Consider the following 15,108-nt stretch of genomic DNA (forward strand, 5'->3'; position numbering starts at 1 on the left):
CCTAGGGGCTGACACCGTAAAAGCAGAAGGCCGCTCCCTCACGGGAACGGCCTTCAGTTTTTTGGCGGTTGCTGCGGCATCGGATTGATCACCGGGTTGCCTTCCTTGTTGCGGGTCAGGAACACCGGTAGCACCTTCGGCATCGAGCTGGCGAAGCTGTTCAGCTCCTTGATGTTGTAAATGCCGCCTACCCGGATCGAGCCGGTCGCGCTGTCGGCGAGCATCAAGGGTTTGTCCAGGTAGCGGTTGATCATCGGCAGCGCTTCGTTCAGCGACAGGTTGTCGAGGATCAGTTTGCCGCTGCGCCAGGCCAGCGAATTGTCGTTGGCATAGGTCTGGCTGATTTGCGGTATGAAGTCGCCGTGCCTGTAGCGGGCCTGCATTGAAGGGCCGAGGCGCAAGCCATCGCCCGACAGCCGAGTGTTGCTGGTGACCAGAACGGAACCTTCGATCAGGTTCACCTTCACCTGATCTTCGTACATCCAGACGTTGAAACGGGTGCCGGTGACGCGAATCTTGCCTTCTGCGGCCCTGACGACGAACGGATGGCTCAGGTCATGGCTGACTTCGAAGAAGGCCTCGCCCTTTTTCAGGGTGACGCGACGCTCGTCCTTGTAATTGCTGTAGGTCAGCTCGGTGTTGAGGTTCAGCTCGACCTGACTGCCGTCCCCCAGCGTGACATGGCGCACATTGTCGGTGGCGGCGAAGTGTTGATAGCTGTTGGGCAGCCACCCCAGATTCCATCCGGTCCAGGCCGCCAGCGGCAACGCCAGAGCGCAAACGGAGGCGGCAACCGCGTATTGGCGCCACGTCCGGGCCGGCGCAGGCATCGGTACAACCAACGCCGGTTCGGGACGCGGCAAATGCTCGGCGACATCCCAGATCTCCAGCATCGCCTCATACTCGAATGCGTGAAGCGGGTGTGCATCGCGCCACTGTTCGAACGCCTGCCGCTCTTCAGCGGTGCAGTCGACGGCGTGCAGACGCATGCACCAATGCGCGGCGGCATCGGTGATGGCATCGTATTCGGCTTCCGAGAGGGTGTTCTGGGTCATTGACTCTTCCTGATTTCCCGCATTCTAACCTTGAGGGGAAGGCGCCGAGAACAACCGTCATGGCATTTACCCATCAAACGTTGAACTTTTTTCCGCTCAGGCGCCCCAAAAACCAGGACGTCCCGTGAACACTATCCATAAATGGAGTGAAAAAATGATCAAAAGAACCTTGGCCGCTTTCGTCGCAACCGCCAGTCTCCTGAGTGCCGGTGCGGCGCTGGCCGACCGCCCGGGCGCTGGATGGATCACGATCGAAAAGGCCATCGAAATCGTTAAAACCAAGGCCGGGTATGTCGAGGTCTACGAGATCGAGGCCGACAACAACGGCTATTGGAAAGGGGAAGGGCGCAAGGCGGACGGCGTGGTGTACGAATTCCGTATCGATGGCGCGTCGGGCAATGTCTTGCGTGATCAGAAAGACTGATCTCGACGCCGTTGCCCCTTGATCCCCACAAAAAATGCGCAGGTAATGAACCTGCGCATTTTTTGTGGGGATCAAGGGGACGGCACAACCTCCAGCTGCCGGCCGACTTCGCAGATCAGCAGCGCGATCGAATCGGCGTTGTGCAAGATGACACCGACGCGGGCATCTGAAGACTGCCGATCCAGGAACGCATTGCGCGCCTCGCTCATGGTGACGCTGCCGGTTTGCCTGAAAATCTCCGCCGCGGTGGTCTGTTTCTCCTCAATTCTGTCCAGGTCGACCCAGGCCGCCTGATCCGGGCTCCACTCTGCAAACAGTTGTGCACGGGGCGTGGCCAGTGACAGCGCGGTTCTTCGTTCGTCCTGCAGGTACTGGAGCAATCTCGCACCGTCGGGAGTAGCGGACGATATCAGGTCACAGAAAGGCTCTCGCCCCCTGACCGTCGCAATGTCCCAGGCATTGCTCAGTTGATGGGCCATCTCATGTATCAGGGTTTCGGCTTGAGCATGGCCGTCAATATCAAAACCAGGCGCAGTGACGGGCACGTAGTCTCCCAGATCCTGGTCAAAAAAATGCTGGGTGAAATGGACCTTGTTCTTCAGGTCGCCATCGAGGACAAACGCAATCACGTCGTGAAACCATCTGGTTGAGCCGACAATAAAGCGATCGGTGTTGAGCAGATCGTCTGCCGGGTCTACCAGAGCATTGCAGATGGGCAGGATCGCGGCGTTTATCCTGGACAGGATCTGCGCCGTGACGCGTGGGATATCAAAGAACTCCATGAGAAACCGGTTGACCCGCCCTCCGGGCACGACGTTGATGTCCAGAATGGCCAGGTTGTGCAGACAGTTGAATGCATAATCCCGCGCTACTCCGACCGCATGTCCCAGTATCCGGGCTTTCTCAGGGTATCTTCGACTGATCTCTTCCATGCCGTGCGCTTCGATGTTGAGCATCGTGCGGCGCAGGCGAGTGTACTTTTTGTGCACGATCATTCTGGAAAAGACTTTGCCGTAATGAACGGTTTGACCCTGGGTGATCCGAACTGTCCGTGAGTCGGTCTTGCGCATCGACGGGCCGCGAACGTCATCCTTTGCCAATTGCCAGTCCGCACCGTTTTTGACGACCCGGTATACCTTGCCGTCCACTGCGGCATAGCTACGGTTGTTGGAAGTCTTCTGGTACACGCCCTGAGTCGCGCTGTAGGTGAGATCCTTGAGTGCCACGTCCATCGCTTCGAAAGGCTGCAGGAGGGTGCGTTGAGGTGAAGTCGATTCGATTTCCGACAGATTCGCAGCCACAAGCTTTTCGATCTTCTGCGTGCCGGACGCGAGCGTCTGCTGACCGACATCGGCGGCATCCGCGTTTTCAGCGGACATTTCGGACAGCAGCCCGACGGCCACCATTTGCTCGGCGCCATCGATAAACGACGTCAGCGCCTTCCTCCAGTGATGATTCTGCAGGGCCTCGGCTGAATCCTTGAAGTCATCGTAGGCCTGCCAGAGAAAACGCCCACAGGCGAGTTTGCCCGGCAGCACGTCCACGACCTGTCGAATGTCGTCGCTGAACAGGACTTTGGCGGTTTCCCAGTCGGATTGCCCGTCGCTGTCGTTCTGCGAGCCGAGCATCTGTTTCAACAGATCGAGATTGTCCTGATACAGACGCTCCAGCAGGTTGCCGCCAATCGGGCGGTAGTCCAGCGTCATTTCGCTGGTCTGTCCCAGAGTGCTGGCAAACAGACTGCGGAAAATCGCTCGCTGGGTTGGTGGCAGGCGACGCAGCAGCAGGTTTTGCAACAAACCCGGAATGTTCAGCGCGCTGATCAGACTTTCTTCATCGGGAAATTCGTGAAAGGCCTGCTCGGCGTAGGGGGTGTAGAGCAATCGTGGTCCCTTGTGCCCGGTGCCGGGGGCCAGCACATACAGTCCGCATGCTTCGACTGCGGCGGCTCCTACCGTCTTGATCAGCGACAACGGGCACACCATGGCCTGTGCGCCGGATACGGCAGCACGAGCAATGGCATCAGGCATGTCCAGCGCCTGGCGGATGTAACTGAATGCCGTTTCTGACAAATGCTGCTGCAGTTTCAGCGCGTGAGCATGCTGCAACAACTGCCAGGGCAATTGACGGAAGAAAGTCTCCTGTCGTGAGAGGCCGGCAGACGTAATCGTCGCCAATGCCTGCCTGATGATTTCGCTGTAGGTGGTGGGAATCTCGAGCGACAGCAGCAGTTGCGTGACTGCGTTTTGATCCAGCCCCTTGGGCAATGCACTGGCGGTTATCGAGGTGACCTTGAAACCCGTGCCTTGGGCGATATTGATGTGATTGAGGGCAAACTCGAGCAGGTTGCGGGCAGGGCCGGCCAGGGCCAGGTTGGGCGTTATCCGGATGTGGCGAGGGTTGAGTCCGGTATCCGGGAATCGTCTATCGAGCAGTGACTTCAACGTCTTTTCGACATGGCTGGCCAGTGTCGGCACACCGCTCAGGTAATCCTTGTCGTCGACGACGCTCTGGCGCCACTGCTCCAGAAGTTCGACGTGCAGTTTCTGTTCCGCGACCGACGCCATGCCGAGCCAGGCAGGATAGGTTTGCCGGGAGACGATTGCCCGGGCATGAGCCGTTGCGAGTTTCAGGCTGGTGTGAAAAGCCTCCCCACTCAACCTTGTCAGCGCCTTGCCGCGCCTGACCGGATCCTTCACGCGGGTGCGCACCTGCTCGCAGCGCCCGAGAAAATGCTCGATCGCCGATTGCATGCGGTTATGCAGCACGTTGTGTTCGATGAACTGAAAAGTCCCCAGGGTATAACGCTGATGCAGCTGAAACTGTGCAGGCAGAATATTCTCCAGCAGCGACAGGCGTTGCACCTTGTGCAGCAAGCGTTGCTCGAGCCTTCGCCGGGCAATTGCAACGGAGTCGAATACTTCAAGCCCGAGTGCAGGTGTCCACAACACCGCACGACCGGAGTGCTGAACGTCGAGGCCGCCACGCTCGGTCATCAGCAGGCAATGGGCGAGTGGCAGCAGCTTCTGCTGGTCGCCAGAGCGCAGGGTGAGCCCATAGGCGTCAGGGCGAAAACCCTCCAGCGCCTGACGTAGCGCGCGGGTCGGCTGGTCTGGATTGAACACGGCATCGACGATCGCCCGTACCGAGGCTGGCAGTGTGCCGTTCAATGCTCGCAGCCGGGCTTCGCCAGTCACCCCGATAGACCAGGCATGAGCCAGGTTTGTCTTCAGGCTTTCAAGAAACGGCCGCTGGGCCTCCTGAGTTGCCATGGGTTGGGTCTTGAGTGTCTGGCGAAGCGGCGCTTCGACGCTGCTGTACGTCTTGATCGCGGCGCGTGCCTTGTCCGCCAGAACCATGGACGGCTGTTGATTGCCCGAAAGTACCGGGTGCGTGCTCCAGCGTCCTGCACTGTCGAGCTCTAGCAAACGCGCATGAATCATCGAGCGGATGTCCAGGCTCTTGTCGAACAGGGCGTGCAGATTCACCGCGCCATCGCTGTGGCGAAACACTTGCAGGGCGTACTCGATGTTTTGCCGCTGCTTGGTGATGATCCATTCGAAGAGGATCTTGAAGACTTCTCCGACGATCCGGTCTCCCGACACCTGCGGCTGGTCGAAACCGAGAAACCGGTTGCGCTCTTCCAGGCTGAGCAGGCCGTAGAGCTCGTCTTCATGGCCCTTGGCAATGAACTTGCTCTGCAGCGTCTGTTTCAGGTCGTTGTAATCGGTGAGTACTTGCAGGCCCTGCACCGGGGTGTAGAGAAAGGCCTGGCTGGCACTGATCATCAGCGACCCCGCCAGTTCGACGTAATTGGCTTCGTGCTCCCAAAGACGCACGGTTTCGGTGACGGGGCGCTGCGGGCCTTGTGCATCGTGCGTCATCAACTGATGCAGTGCGCTGAATTGCTTCGCATCGAGAATGCCGTTTTCGCGTTTGATCATCCATTCGCCGCGCGCCTGGTCCTCCAGAACGTTGGCGAAGAACGCGCGTCGCGTCGACCCGTCGGCAGAGGCCGCGTCCCAATAGTGTTCCAGTTGCCGGAAAAGCAGCGCCGGCAACTTGCCGGACGCGCTGGTGACAGCCTCTTCCCATTGCGCCTGATCGCCTTTGGCGGCTGATCTGCCGGGGTGGGAGAACTCCCGCAACGCAGTGGTCGGCCATTGCTGGTGCCGGTAATGCAACAGCACTGCATCGCTCAGGCTCATGGAGTCGAGCCAATGTCTTGTCAGCGCGGTGTCATCGTCCTGGGTGTAGAAGCCGACACGGGTACGGTTTTGCTGCAAGCTGCCGAAATGCGGTTTGAGCAATTCATCAAGGATGCTTTCCAGCAGGTGACTGAGCGTCGGCAGCTTTTCCAGCTCCGCTCGCATGGCCTGCGCATTCAGAACCTGCGCCTGCTGGATGGCCGAGGTGTTTTCATCAAATACATCGCCATCGATGATGCTGAAGGACACCGTTATGTTGTCGGCATCGAGCAGCCGCTTGCGTTGCGGCAAGGACAGGAACGCCAACAGACTGGTCTGGTCATCGGCATTGTTCAGTCTTCGCTCGAGCTGTTGTTTCAGGTCGGCGCGGTCACGGTATTTTTTCAGGCCGTCGAACACGGTGTAGAGGATCCGGGCTTTATCGACGGGCGTCTCGCCAAGAACGAACGCACCCGGCAACGGCAAAGGCATTTCACTGCCAACGTTGAGCAGGATGCGCTCGGCGCGCATGGGCGGTGTCTGCTGGCTGCGTAATCGGCTGGAGGAGAGCCTGGCATGAGCGAGCCATTTGAATTCGTGTTCGGACAGACCGTGGGTCTTGCCCAGTTCGGTCCATCGTCCGGGGGCGTCGAAGACATCGGGGAACAACAACGGCTGGAGGGGGGCTGACATGATCGAGTCTCGATGAGGGGCGCATGCTGGCAGGCGCCGGTGGGTCGAGACGCAAGGCTAGGACGGGGGACGGCGGCGAGGGTGGTAGATAAATATTGCGGGGTTGACAGGCAACCGGCCAGCCGTGGTTAATCCTCTGGCGGGTTGTTCGTTCGCTGTTGTTCCCTCCAATAATTATTCTGGAGCTTCAGATGTCTGCGCCACACGATCATGCGGTCTCGTCCACGGTGTCCCTGGACGAGCTGACTCAACTGCTGGAAAGGATTTTCACCCGTCACGGCACCTCGGCCGACGTCGCCAGAACGCTGGCCGCCAATTGCGCCAACGCCGAGCGGGACGGTGCTCACAGTCACGGCGTATTCCGGATGCCGGGTTATGTTTCGACGCTCAACAGTGGCTGGGTCAACGGCAAGGCTGTGCCGAAGGTCGAGGACGTGGCTTCGGGGTTTGTCAGTGTCGACGCCGGTAACGGTTTTGCTCAACCTGCGCTGGCGGCGGCACGTCCACTGCTGGTGGAAAAGGCCCGCAGTGCCGGGATCGCGATATTGGCGATCCGCAATTCCCATCACTTTGCCGCGCTGTGGCCGGACGTCGAGCCCTTCGCCGATGAAGGCCTGGTGGCGCTGAGCGTGGTCAACAGCATGACCTGCGTGGTGCCGCACGGCGCCGACCGGCCATTGTTCGGCACCAACCCGATCGCCTTCGCCGCGCCACGGGCTGACGGGGCACCCATCGTGTTCGACCTGGCCACCAGCGCCATCGCCCATGGCGACGTGCAGATCGCCGCACGCAAGGGCGAAAAACTGCCGGCGGGCATGGGCGTTGATAGCCTCGGTCAGCCAACCTGCGACCCGAAAGCGATTCTGGAAGGCGGCGCATTGCTGCCGTTCGGCGGGCACAAAGGCTCGGCGCTGTCGATGATGGTGGAGTTGCTCGCCGCTGCGCTGACCGGCGGCAATTTCTCGTTCGAATTCGACTGGAAGAACCATCCGGGAGCGAAGACCCCGTGGACCGGTCAGTTGCTGATCGTGATCGACCCGAGCAAGACTGCCGGGCAGAGTTTTGCCGAACGCAGTCAGGAACTGGTGCGGCAGATGCACGGGGTAGGGCTCAAGCGCCTGCCGGGAGATCGGCGGCATTTGCAGCGGGCCAAGTCATTGGCCAAGGGGATCGAGCTGGATCAACAGACTCTGTCGCAGCTGCGTGAACTGGCCGGCGAATGAGTGTTTGCCGGACATGAAAAAGGCGAGCCCGAGGGCTCGCCTTTTTTTGTTCGCGCTCAGCGGCGACCGAGCAGCAATCCGACCACCAGACCGAAGCCGGCGGAAATCGCCACGGTCTGCCACGGGTGCCCGCCGATGTAGCTCTCGGTGGCGTCTACCGCGGGTTTGGTGCGGTCACGCACGTTTGTGACCGAATCCAGTGCCAGCTGCAACTTCTGGGCGATTTGCCCGCGCAGGGTCTCTGCTTCTTCGCCGACCAGAGAGGCACTGCTCTTGAGCAGTTTTTCCGACTCCTCGATCAGCGCCTGAAGTTCACTGAAGGCCTGGTCCTTGATTTGGTCTTCGGCGGCTTGAACGGCGGTTTTCCGGGCCATTGGGTAACTCCTTGCAGGTGAATGGACAGTGAACAATGGAGTGTGGCGCGTCTTGAAAAGTTGCAGCGATTTTCTATCCGGAGAAAAAACCTGCGTCAGAGGTTTCCGCCCAGCGTGTAAGATGTCGCCATTTCATGCAGCAGGTAATTCCCGATGAGTTTCAATCTGGCCGACAAATCCCTCGCAGAGCGCGCCGCGCTGGAAGATGAAAAATCCCGACTGTTCGAACTCTGGCAGAACAATCTGGGCAAAGCCAAGGGCGAAGCCGCGCGCTTGTTCGGCGAGCGCTCCAAGCGCAAGGGCAAATGGGCTGAATTCGTCCGCGCCGAACTGGACGGTATGTCGCCGCCGGAGTTCGCCAACATGGTGCGCAGTGAAGTCAATCGCCTGATGGCGGCCAACAAGTAATCACTCGGCCCTGAAGCTGGCGCCAATCGCTTCGCGCACCGTCAGCACCACCGGATCGATCTGGGTGCTGGTGCGCCAGCCCAGTTCGATCGGATAACGCGGCAGTGCCAGCGGGCAGGGCAGCAGCGCCAGCCCGCTCATCGAGGCAATGGCCTGCGCCGCGTGGGCTGGAATGGTCGCCACGGCATCGCTGCCCTTGAGCAGATGCGGCAACGCCGCGAAATGCGTGGTCGAGGCGCAGACCCGACGACTGCGGCCCAGCGCCGCCAGCCCTTCATCGGTGATCCCGATAAAACCGCCCGACGACACCAGAAGGTGCTCGCGGGTGACGAATTCTTCCAGATCGATCTGCTGCTGGCCCGGCGCCAGGCTCGCCGGATCCACCAGGCACGCGTAACCCCCTTCACCCAACACCTGACGGCTGAGCAGCCGCTCGGCGAATCCACCGGCGGTGATCGCCAGATCGATGCTGCGCTCCATCAGCGCGCGGGCGACGATCTGGCTGTGGGTCTGGCGGAAGATCAGCCGCAGTTTCGGTGCACGGCGGGCGATTTCCTCGATCAGCCGGCGGCCGTAAGCGATTTCGAAATCGTCCGAGAGGCCCACGGTGACCGAGCGTCCGTCGTAGTGATGGGCGGTCGGGTCGACCATCGCCAGGCTTTGCCGGCACTTGTTCAACGCATCGCTGACCACCGGTTTCAACTGGTTGGCCTTCAGCGTCGGCGCCAGCCCCCGGCCGGTGCGCACGAACAACTGATCACCATACACCTCGCGCAACCGACGCAACGCCGCGCTGACCGCTGACTGGGTCACGCCCAGACGCAACGCCGCGCGACTGGCGCTGGACTCTTCATGCAGGGCTTCGAAAACTTTCAGCAGGTTGAGGTCGACGGTTGCGATATTCATTTGGCTCATATCATTCAGCAGTGAATCGGTCTTTATTCATGATCCCGTGGCGCCGGAGAATGAGCAACACCTGAACTTCACGGAGTGACCGTCATGCCCAAATCAATCGTTGCCGCCCTGCAGATCGGCGCCTTGCCCGGTGGCAAGGCTGACACCCTGGAACAGATCCTGAGCTGGGAAAACGCGATCATCGAATCCGGCGCCGCGCTGGTGGTGATGCCGGAAGCGTTGCTCGGCGGTTACCCGAAGGGCGAGGGCTTCGGCACGCAGCTGGGTTACCGCTTGCCGGAAGGGCGCGAGGCCTACGCCCGTTATTTCGCCAACGCCATCGATGTGCCGGGCGCGGAAACCGAAGCGCTGGCCGGGCTGTCGGCGCGTACCGGGGCCAATCTGGTGATCGGCGTGATCGAGCGGGCCGGCAGCACCTTGCATTGCACTGCGCTGTATTTCGACCCGCAGGCAGGCCTGGTGGCCAAACACCGCAAGTTGATGCCGACCGGCACCGAACGGCTGATCTGGGGCAAGGGCGACGGGTCGACGCTGCCGGTGCTCGACACTCAGGTCGGCAAACTCGGCGCGGTGATCTGCTGGGAAAACATGATGCCGCTGCTGCGCACGGCGATGTACGCCAAGGGCATCGAGGTCTGGTGCGCACCGACCGTGGACGAGCGCGAGATGTGGCAGGTGAGCATGCGCCACATCGCCCACGAAGGGCGCTGCTTCGTGGTCAGCGCCTGTCAGGTGCAGGCTTCGCCGAATGAACTGGGCGTAGAAATCGCCAACTGGCCGGGGGGTCGACCGCTGATCGCCGGTGGCAGCGTGATCGTCGGGCCGATGGGCGATGTGCTGGCCGGGCCGTTGCGCGGCGAGGCCGGATTGCTCACCGCCGAGATCGACACCGAAGAACTGGTGCGCGCCCGCTACGACTACGACGTGGTCGGCCACTATGCGCGGCCGGATGTGTTCGAGTTGAGCGTGGACGAGCGGGCCAAGCCGGGCGTGCGTTTCACCGCTTGACGGACTGTCGGCGCCGCCATTCTTCGCGGGTGATTTCCCAGATCTCCCGCGGGAAGCGGCCACCGACGAAGTCATCCTCGTCCGCGCGGATCAAGCGCATGCCGCTGCGCTCCGATAGCTTGCGCGAGCCAAGGTTTGGTGCGGCTTTCGGCACGCGCATCAACGGCTGATCGAGGGTTTCGAACCAGTACCGGGTCACGGCTTCGCTGGCTTCGGTCATCAGGCCCTGACCCTGCCACGCCGGGGCGAGCCAGAACCCACGGTGGTTGTCCGGCTCGTCCATCAGGCTGATGTTGCCGATCAATTGCTCTGGCGCCGATTTGAGGCGAATCGTCCAGTGCCACTCTTTGCCTGCTGCAATGGCCGGCAGCGCAATGTCACGCAGGTAGGTGAGGGCGCCGTCGTCCGGATACGGCCAGGGGACGAGAGCGTTCAGATAACGCACCACTTCCCAGTGCGCAAATTGCTGCTGGATGGCCTCGGCGTCCGCCAGTTCAAGCGGACGCAAGATCAGTCGTTCGGTGTACAGCGTGGGGGTGTCTTCCATAAACCACGGCTTCCATGTTCTGACAGTGGGCCGTGCAGGCTACCGCATCTTTACCAGGTTGCGGCACTGGCCCTCGGCAGACTCAGCTTGCCGGTATCGACAAAGCGCATCGTGCCAAACAACCCGCCGGCCAGTTTGCCGCGCAGCACATAGGGCAGGTTGTCGAGAGTTTGGGTCTGGCTCAGGCCCAAAGTCTGGCGCAATACCGAGAACGCGGAAATGCTCACCGGGACGCTGACAATGGTTTCAGAAAACCGTGGAATCGAGCCGGTCTGATCGCTCACACCCGACGCCAGTGAGTGACCGTTGACCTCCAGATCCAGTGCGATGCCGTTGTAGTCGATGGCGGTTTCGTTGGGATTCTGCACCCGCAGCTTGATCGCGAAGCGCACTTCCAGATCCTGGCTCGGCAACGGTTCAAGGCCGACCACGTTGATGTTCACCGGGTCGCGGTTGGGAAACAGCGCACAGGCGCTGAGGGAGAGCAGAAGCAGGGACAGGATGACGGCTTGGAGGCGGCGCATTGATGCTCTCTCATTGAAAAAGGGCTGAACCGTCGCCGGTATCAGCCCTTTTTCATGGAGCGGACAGGATCAACGGTTCAACTGTGCGACAGCGGCGTTTGTTGCGGGTTCAGCTTTGGCCGGCAGGTCGGGGTTTTCCATGACCTGAAGGATAGAGGCTTCCGGGTCGAAGTCATCTTCTTCCAGTTCGATGAATTCTTCCGGCAGGAAGATATTCAGCACGATCGCACACAGCGCGCCGACGGTGATCGGCGATTCGAAGATGTTGCGCAGCGCCTGCGGCAGTTCGCGCAGCACTTCCGGCACGGCGGCGATGCCCAGGCCCATGCCGACGGAAATCGCCACGATCAGCATGTTGCGCCGATGCAGGCCGGCCTCGGCAAGGATCTTGATCCCGGCCACCGCCACGGTGCCGAACATCACCAGCTCCGCGCCACCGAGCACCGGTTTCGGCATCAGTTGCAGCACCGCGCCAATCATCGGGAACAGACCCAGCAGCACCAACAGCCCGGCAATGAAGAACGCCACGTAACGACTGGCCACGCCGGTGAGCTGGATCACCCCGTTGTTCTGGGCGAAGGTCACCATCGGCATGCTGTTGAATACAGCGGCCATGGCCGAGTTGAGGCCGTCGGCCAGCAGCCCGGACTTGATCCGGCGGATGTACAGCGGCCCTTTGACCGGTTGCCGCGAGATCATCGAATTGGCGGTCAGGTCACCGGCAGCTTCCAGCGGCGATACCAGGAAAATCACCGCCACCGGCACGAACGCCACCCAGTCGAAGTTGAAGCCGTACTTGAACGGCACCGGCACGCTGACCACCGGCACTTCGGGCAGGTTGGCGAAATCCACCGTACCCATCAGCCACGCCACCACGTAGCCGAGGGTCAGGCCGATGACAATCGCGCCCAACCGCAGGAAGGGCACGTCGACCCGGTTCAACACCACGATGGTGCCCAGCACCAGCGCCGCCAGGAACACATGGCTGGCCGCACCCAGATCCGCCGCGCCGAAGCCGCCGGCAATGTCGGTCATCGCCACCTTGATCAGCGACAGGCCCATCAGGGTGATGATGGTGCCGGTGACCACCGGGGTGATCAGCATGCGCAATTTGCCGATGAACTGGCTCAGCACCACCTCGATGAAGGCGGCGAAGAAGCACACGCCGAAGATCGTCGACAGGATTTCATCGGTGCCGCCACCCCGGGCCTTGACCATGAAACCGGCGCTGAGAATCACGCTGATAAAGGAAAAACTCGTGCCTTGCAGGCACAGCAGCCCCGAACCGACCGGGCCGAAGCGCTTGGCCTGAACGAAGGTGCCGAGGCCCGAAACGAACAGTGCCATGCTGATCAGGTACGGGATTTCACTTTGCAGGCCCAGGGCGCCGCCCATGATCAGGGTCGGGGTGATGATGCCGACGAAGCTGGCCAGCACGTGTTGCAGGGCGGCAAACACCGTTGCGGTGAAGTGCGGACGGTCGTTGAGGCCGTAGATCAGATCGTTGTTGCGCGGGGCTTTTTCAGAGACGGTCATGGTGGTTTGCGTGCCGCAATGCGGGGCCGGGTCGGAAAATGGGTGCGCAGGATGCCGTAAGAGGGGAGCGAGGGCAACGCATTAAAACTGCCCAAAAGGTCAGGTTCGACCAAAGGCGCAGAGCAAGTCCTGCTCAAAGGCTTTCTGCGCATCGCCTGGCACCTGCGCCCGATGGCGGGCCAGATGGAACGCCACGTCAAAGCTCAACTCGCCTTCGCGCACCGGTCGCAGCAGGCCCTTGTCCTGCCATTGGCGCGCGTAATGGTTCGGCAGATAACCGACGTGTTTCCCGGACAGAATGAAGGCGAGGGTGCCCTCGACCTGTTCCGAGCGCGCCGAGCAGACCTTGCCCTGAAACGGCTCGTCACTGCGCAAAAACCGATACGGGTGATCGACCCGGTCGCAGGCATGCAACGCTGCGTCGTCCGGCGCATCGTCAGTGAACAGCGGATGGCCAGGTGCGCAGTACAGATGCTGGGTTTCGCTGAACAGCTCGCGGTAATCAAAGGCGCTCTGCACCTGAGAGAAGTAACCGATGGCCAGATCCAGCCGCTGTTGCAGCAGCAAGCGCTCCATTTCACCGGGCATGGCGCTGATCAGCTCGATGCGCACCGATTCGTCCCGCTCGCGAAACCGCCGGATCGCATCCGCCACCCGTTGCAGCACCGATTGATCGACCGCTTCCGACAGGCCCAGCCGCACTTCGCCGATCAGACGCCCGGCGACGCCGTTGGATTGATGGCGGAAGGTTTCGATCGAATCGAACAGGCTGCGCACGGCAATCAGCAATTGCTCGCCCTTCGGCGTCAGGCTGAAACCGCCCTTGCCCCGGTTGCACACCCGATAGCCGAGACGGGTCTCAAGCTTGGCCATTTGCTGGCTGATGCTCGACTGGCTCAGCCCCAGCTCACCTTGGGCGGCGCTGAAACCGTTGGATTCGACCACCCCGAGAAACAGCCGCAGCAGCTGAAGATCGACATCGTGGAGCTGACCGAGCATCACATTACTCCGGGATAAAGTCAGGTTAACAAACTTGATATTTCTCGAATGTATCCGACGGCGCATCCTGCCACCACTTCCTTCGGTCAGGTGTTCGTCATGGCTCCCGTCTTCAAGCTGTGTTTGCCCGCTTTGTTGCTTACCGTCTCCATCGCCGCCCAGGCTGAAGAGAAAACGCTGAATCTCTACAGTTGGGCCGATTACGTGGCGCCGGAAACCCTGCAGCGCTTCGAAAAGGAAACCGGCATCCACGTACGCTACGACACCTTCGATACGTCCGAGGTGCTGGAAACCAAACTGCTCACCGGCGGCAGCGGTTATGACGTGGTGGTGCCTTCGTCCAGCGTGCTGGCCCGTGGTTTGGCCGCCGGCGCGTTGAAGGAAATCCCTCACGAAGGGCTCAAGGGTTACGCCAATCTCGATCCGGATCTGCTGGAAAAACTGGCGGCGGTTGATCCCGGCAACCGCTACGGCGTGCCGTACACCTGGGGCACGCTGGGGCTGGGCATGAACGTCGAAGCCGTCAAACAACGGTTGCCGGATGTGCCGCTCAACAGTCTTGATCTGCTGTTCAAGCCTGAATACGCCAGCAAGCTCAAGGATTGCGGGATCGCCATTCTCGACTCGCCGCAGGAAGTGATCGGTCTGGCGCTGCACTATCTCGGTAAAGATCCCTACAGCACCGACAAGATCGATCTGGCCGCCGCCGAAGCCTTGTTGCAGAAGTTGCAGCCTTCCGTTCTGTACGTCGCCACCGGCCGGCAGATCAACGATCTGGCCAACGGCAGCGTCTGCCTGGCGCTGACCTACAACGGTGACGCGAGCATGGCCGCCGATCAGGCGCGCAAGGCCAACAAGCCGTTTGAAGTCGCTTACCGGATCCCGAAAGAAGGCACGCTGGTGTGGCAGGACAACCTGGCCATTCCCAAAGACGCGCCGCACCCGGAAGCCGCACGCACCTTCATCGAGTTCATGTTGCGCCCCGAATCCGTGGCGGCGCTGACCAATACGCTGTTCTTCGCCACCGCCAACCAGGCCGCCACGCCGCTGGTGGACGAAGCGGTGCGCAACGATCCGGACATTTACCCGAAACCCGACGTGCGCGAGCGTTTGTACGCCGATCACAGCATGAGCCTCAAGGACATGCGCCAGCGCACACGCTTGTGGACCACTTTCCGTAGCCGTCAATAGCCCTTCATAACAACAGGAACACAC

At 60.9% G+C, this 15,108-nt stretch carries 13 protein-coding genes; 5 read left to right on the top strand and 8 right to left on the bottom strand.

Features of this window, described 5'->3' with window-relative positions; genetic code table 11:
• Positions 1-53: 53 nt before the first annotated feature.
• Positions 54-1,055, bottom strand: coding sequence for a FecR family protein (locus tag QR290_RS14750; protein WP_289202905.1), 1,002 nt, complete (start codon positions 1,053-1,055; stop codon positions 54-56).
• Between the two features lie 154 nt (positions 1,056-1,209).
• Between QR290_RS14750 and QR290_RS14755 the strand changes: the two genes are divergently transcribed.
• On the top strand, positions 1,210-1,479 hold the full coding sequence (locus tag QR290_RS14755; protein WP_007957544.1) for a PepSY domain-containing protein: 270 nt from the start codon (positions 1,210-1,212) through the stop codon (positions 1,477-1,479).
• A 71-nt stretch (positions 1,480-1,550) separates the two neighbouring features.
• Here QR290_RS14755 and QR290_RS14760 read toward each other — a convergent pair whose 3' ends face one another.
• The gene (locus QR290_RS14760; RefSeq protein WP_289202906.1) at positions 1,551-6,359 is read right to left on the bottom strand and encodes a dermonecrotic toxin domain-containing protein; all 4,809 of its coding nucleotides are present in this window, start codon (positions 6,357-6,359) and stop codon (positions 1,551-1,553) included.
• Positions 6,360-6,550: 191 nt separating this feature from the next.
• Here QR290_RS14760 and QR290_RS14765 point away from each other — a divergent pair, with 191 nt between their 5' ends.
• Positions 6,551-7,582 (top strand): Ldh family oxidoreductase, encoded by a 1,032-nt coding sequence (locus QR290_RS14765; RefSeq protein WP_115077838.1) that lies wholly within the window; start codon positions 6,551-6,553, stop codon positions 7,580-7,582.
• A 56-nt stretch (positions 7,583-7,638) separates the two neighbouring features.
• Here the strand turns inward: QR290_RS14765 and QR290_RS14770 are convergent, their stop codons facing one another.
• Positions 7,639-7,956, bottom strand: coding sequence for a DUF883 family protein (locus tag QR290_RS14770; RefSeq protein WP_085696402.1), 318 nt, complete (start codon positions 7,954-7,956; stop codon positions 7,639-7,641).
• Positions 7,957-8,109: 153 nt separating this feature from the next.
• On the opposite strand from QR290_RS14770, the gene QR290_RS14775 reads away from it, so the two are divergent.
• Positions 8,110-8,364 carry a hypothetical protein gene (locus tag QR290_RS14775; RefSeq protein ID WP_007957535.1) on the top strand — a complete coding sequence of 85 codons (255 nt, stop codon included), beginning with the start codon at positions 8,110-8,112 and terminating at the stop codon, positions 8,362-8,364.
• Here the strand turns inward: QR290_RS14775 and QR290_RS14780 are convergent, their stop codons facing one another.
• The gene (locus QR290_RS14780) at positions 8,365-9,279 is read right to left on the bottom strand and encodes a LysR family transcriptional regulator (protein ID WP_289202907.1); all 915 of its coding nucleotides are present in this window, start codon (positions 9,277-9,279) and stop codon (positions 8,365-8,367) included.
• A gap of 84 nt (positions 9,280-9,363) precedes the next feature.
• Between QR290_RS14780 and QR290_RS14785 the strand changes: the two genes are divergently transcribed.
• Positions 9,364-10,287, top strand: a complete 924-nt coding sequence (locus QR290_RS14785) for a carbon-nitrogen hydrolase family protein (protein WP_115077840.1) — start codon at positions 9,364-9,366, stop codon at positions 10,285-10,287.
• Here the strand turns inward: QR290_RS14785 and QR290_RS14790 are convergent.
• From QR290_RS14790 to QR290_RS14805, 4 genes are all read right to left on the bottom strand, one after another.
• Positions 10,277-10,834: a GNAT family N-acetyltransferase gene (locus tag QR290_RS14790; RefSeq protein WP_289202908.1), complete on the bottom strand. Its 558-nt coding sequence runs from the start codon at positions 10,832-10,834 to the stop codon at positions 10,277-10,279. The two genes, QR290_RS14785 and QR290_RS14790, sit on opposite strands and share 11 nt — an antisense overlap.
• A 50-nt stretch (positions 10,835-10,884) precedes the next feature.
• Complete coding sequence (locus tag QR290_RS14795; RefSeq protein WP_115077842.1) at positions 10,885-11,358, bottom strand: LEA type 2 family protein; 474 nt, start codon at positions 11,356-11,358, stop codon at positions 10,885-10,887.
• A 69-nt stretch (positions 11,359-11,427) separates the two neighbouring features.
• Positions 11,428-12,894 (bottom strand): nucleobase:cation symporter-2 family protein, encoded by a 1,467-nt coding sequence (locus QR290_RS14800; RefSeq protein ID WP_085611690.1) that lies wholly within the window; start codon positions 12,892-12,894, stop codon positions 11,428-11,430.
• Between the two features lie 99 nt (positions 12,895-12,993).
• On the bottom strand, positions 12,994-13,893 hold the full coding sequence (locus QR290_RS14805) for a LysR family transcriptional regulator (protein ID WP_289202909.1): 900 nt from the start codon (positions 13,891-13,893) through the stop codon (positions 12,994-12,996).
• 99 nt (positions 13,894-13,992) lie between these two features.
• On the opposite strand from QR290_RS14805, the gene QR290_RS14810 reads away from it, so the two are divergent.
• A complete protein-coding gene (locus QR290_RS14810; protein WP_289202910.1) occupies positions 13,993-15,084 on the top strand; it encodes a polyamine ABC transporter substrate-binding protein in 1,092 nt (363 codons plus the stop codon).
• Positions 15,085-15,108 lie beyond the last annotated feature (24 nt).

It is taken from the genome of Pseudomonas fluorescens, from assembly GCF_030344995.1.
GTDB lineage: Bacteria > Pseudomonadota > Gammaproteobacteria > Pseudomonadales > Pseudomonadaceae > Aquipseudomonas > Aquipseudomonas fluorescens_BF.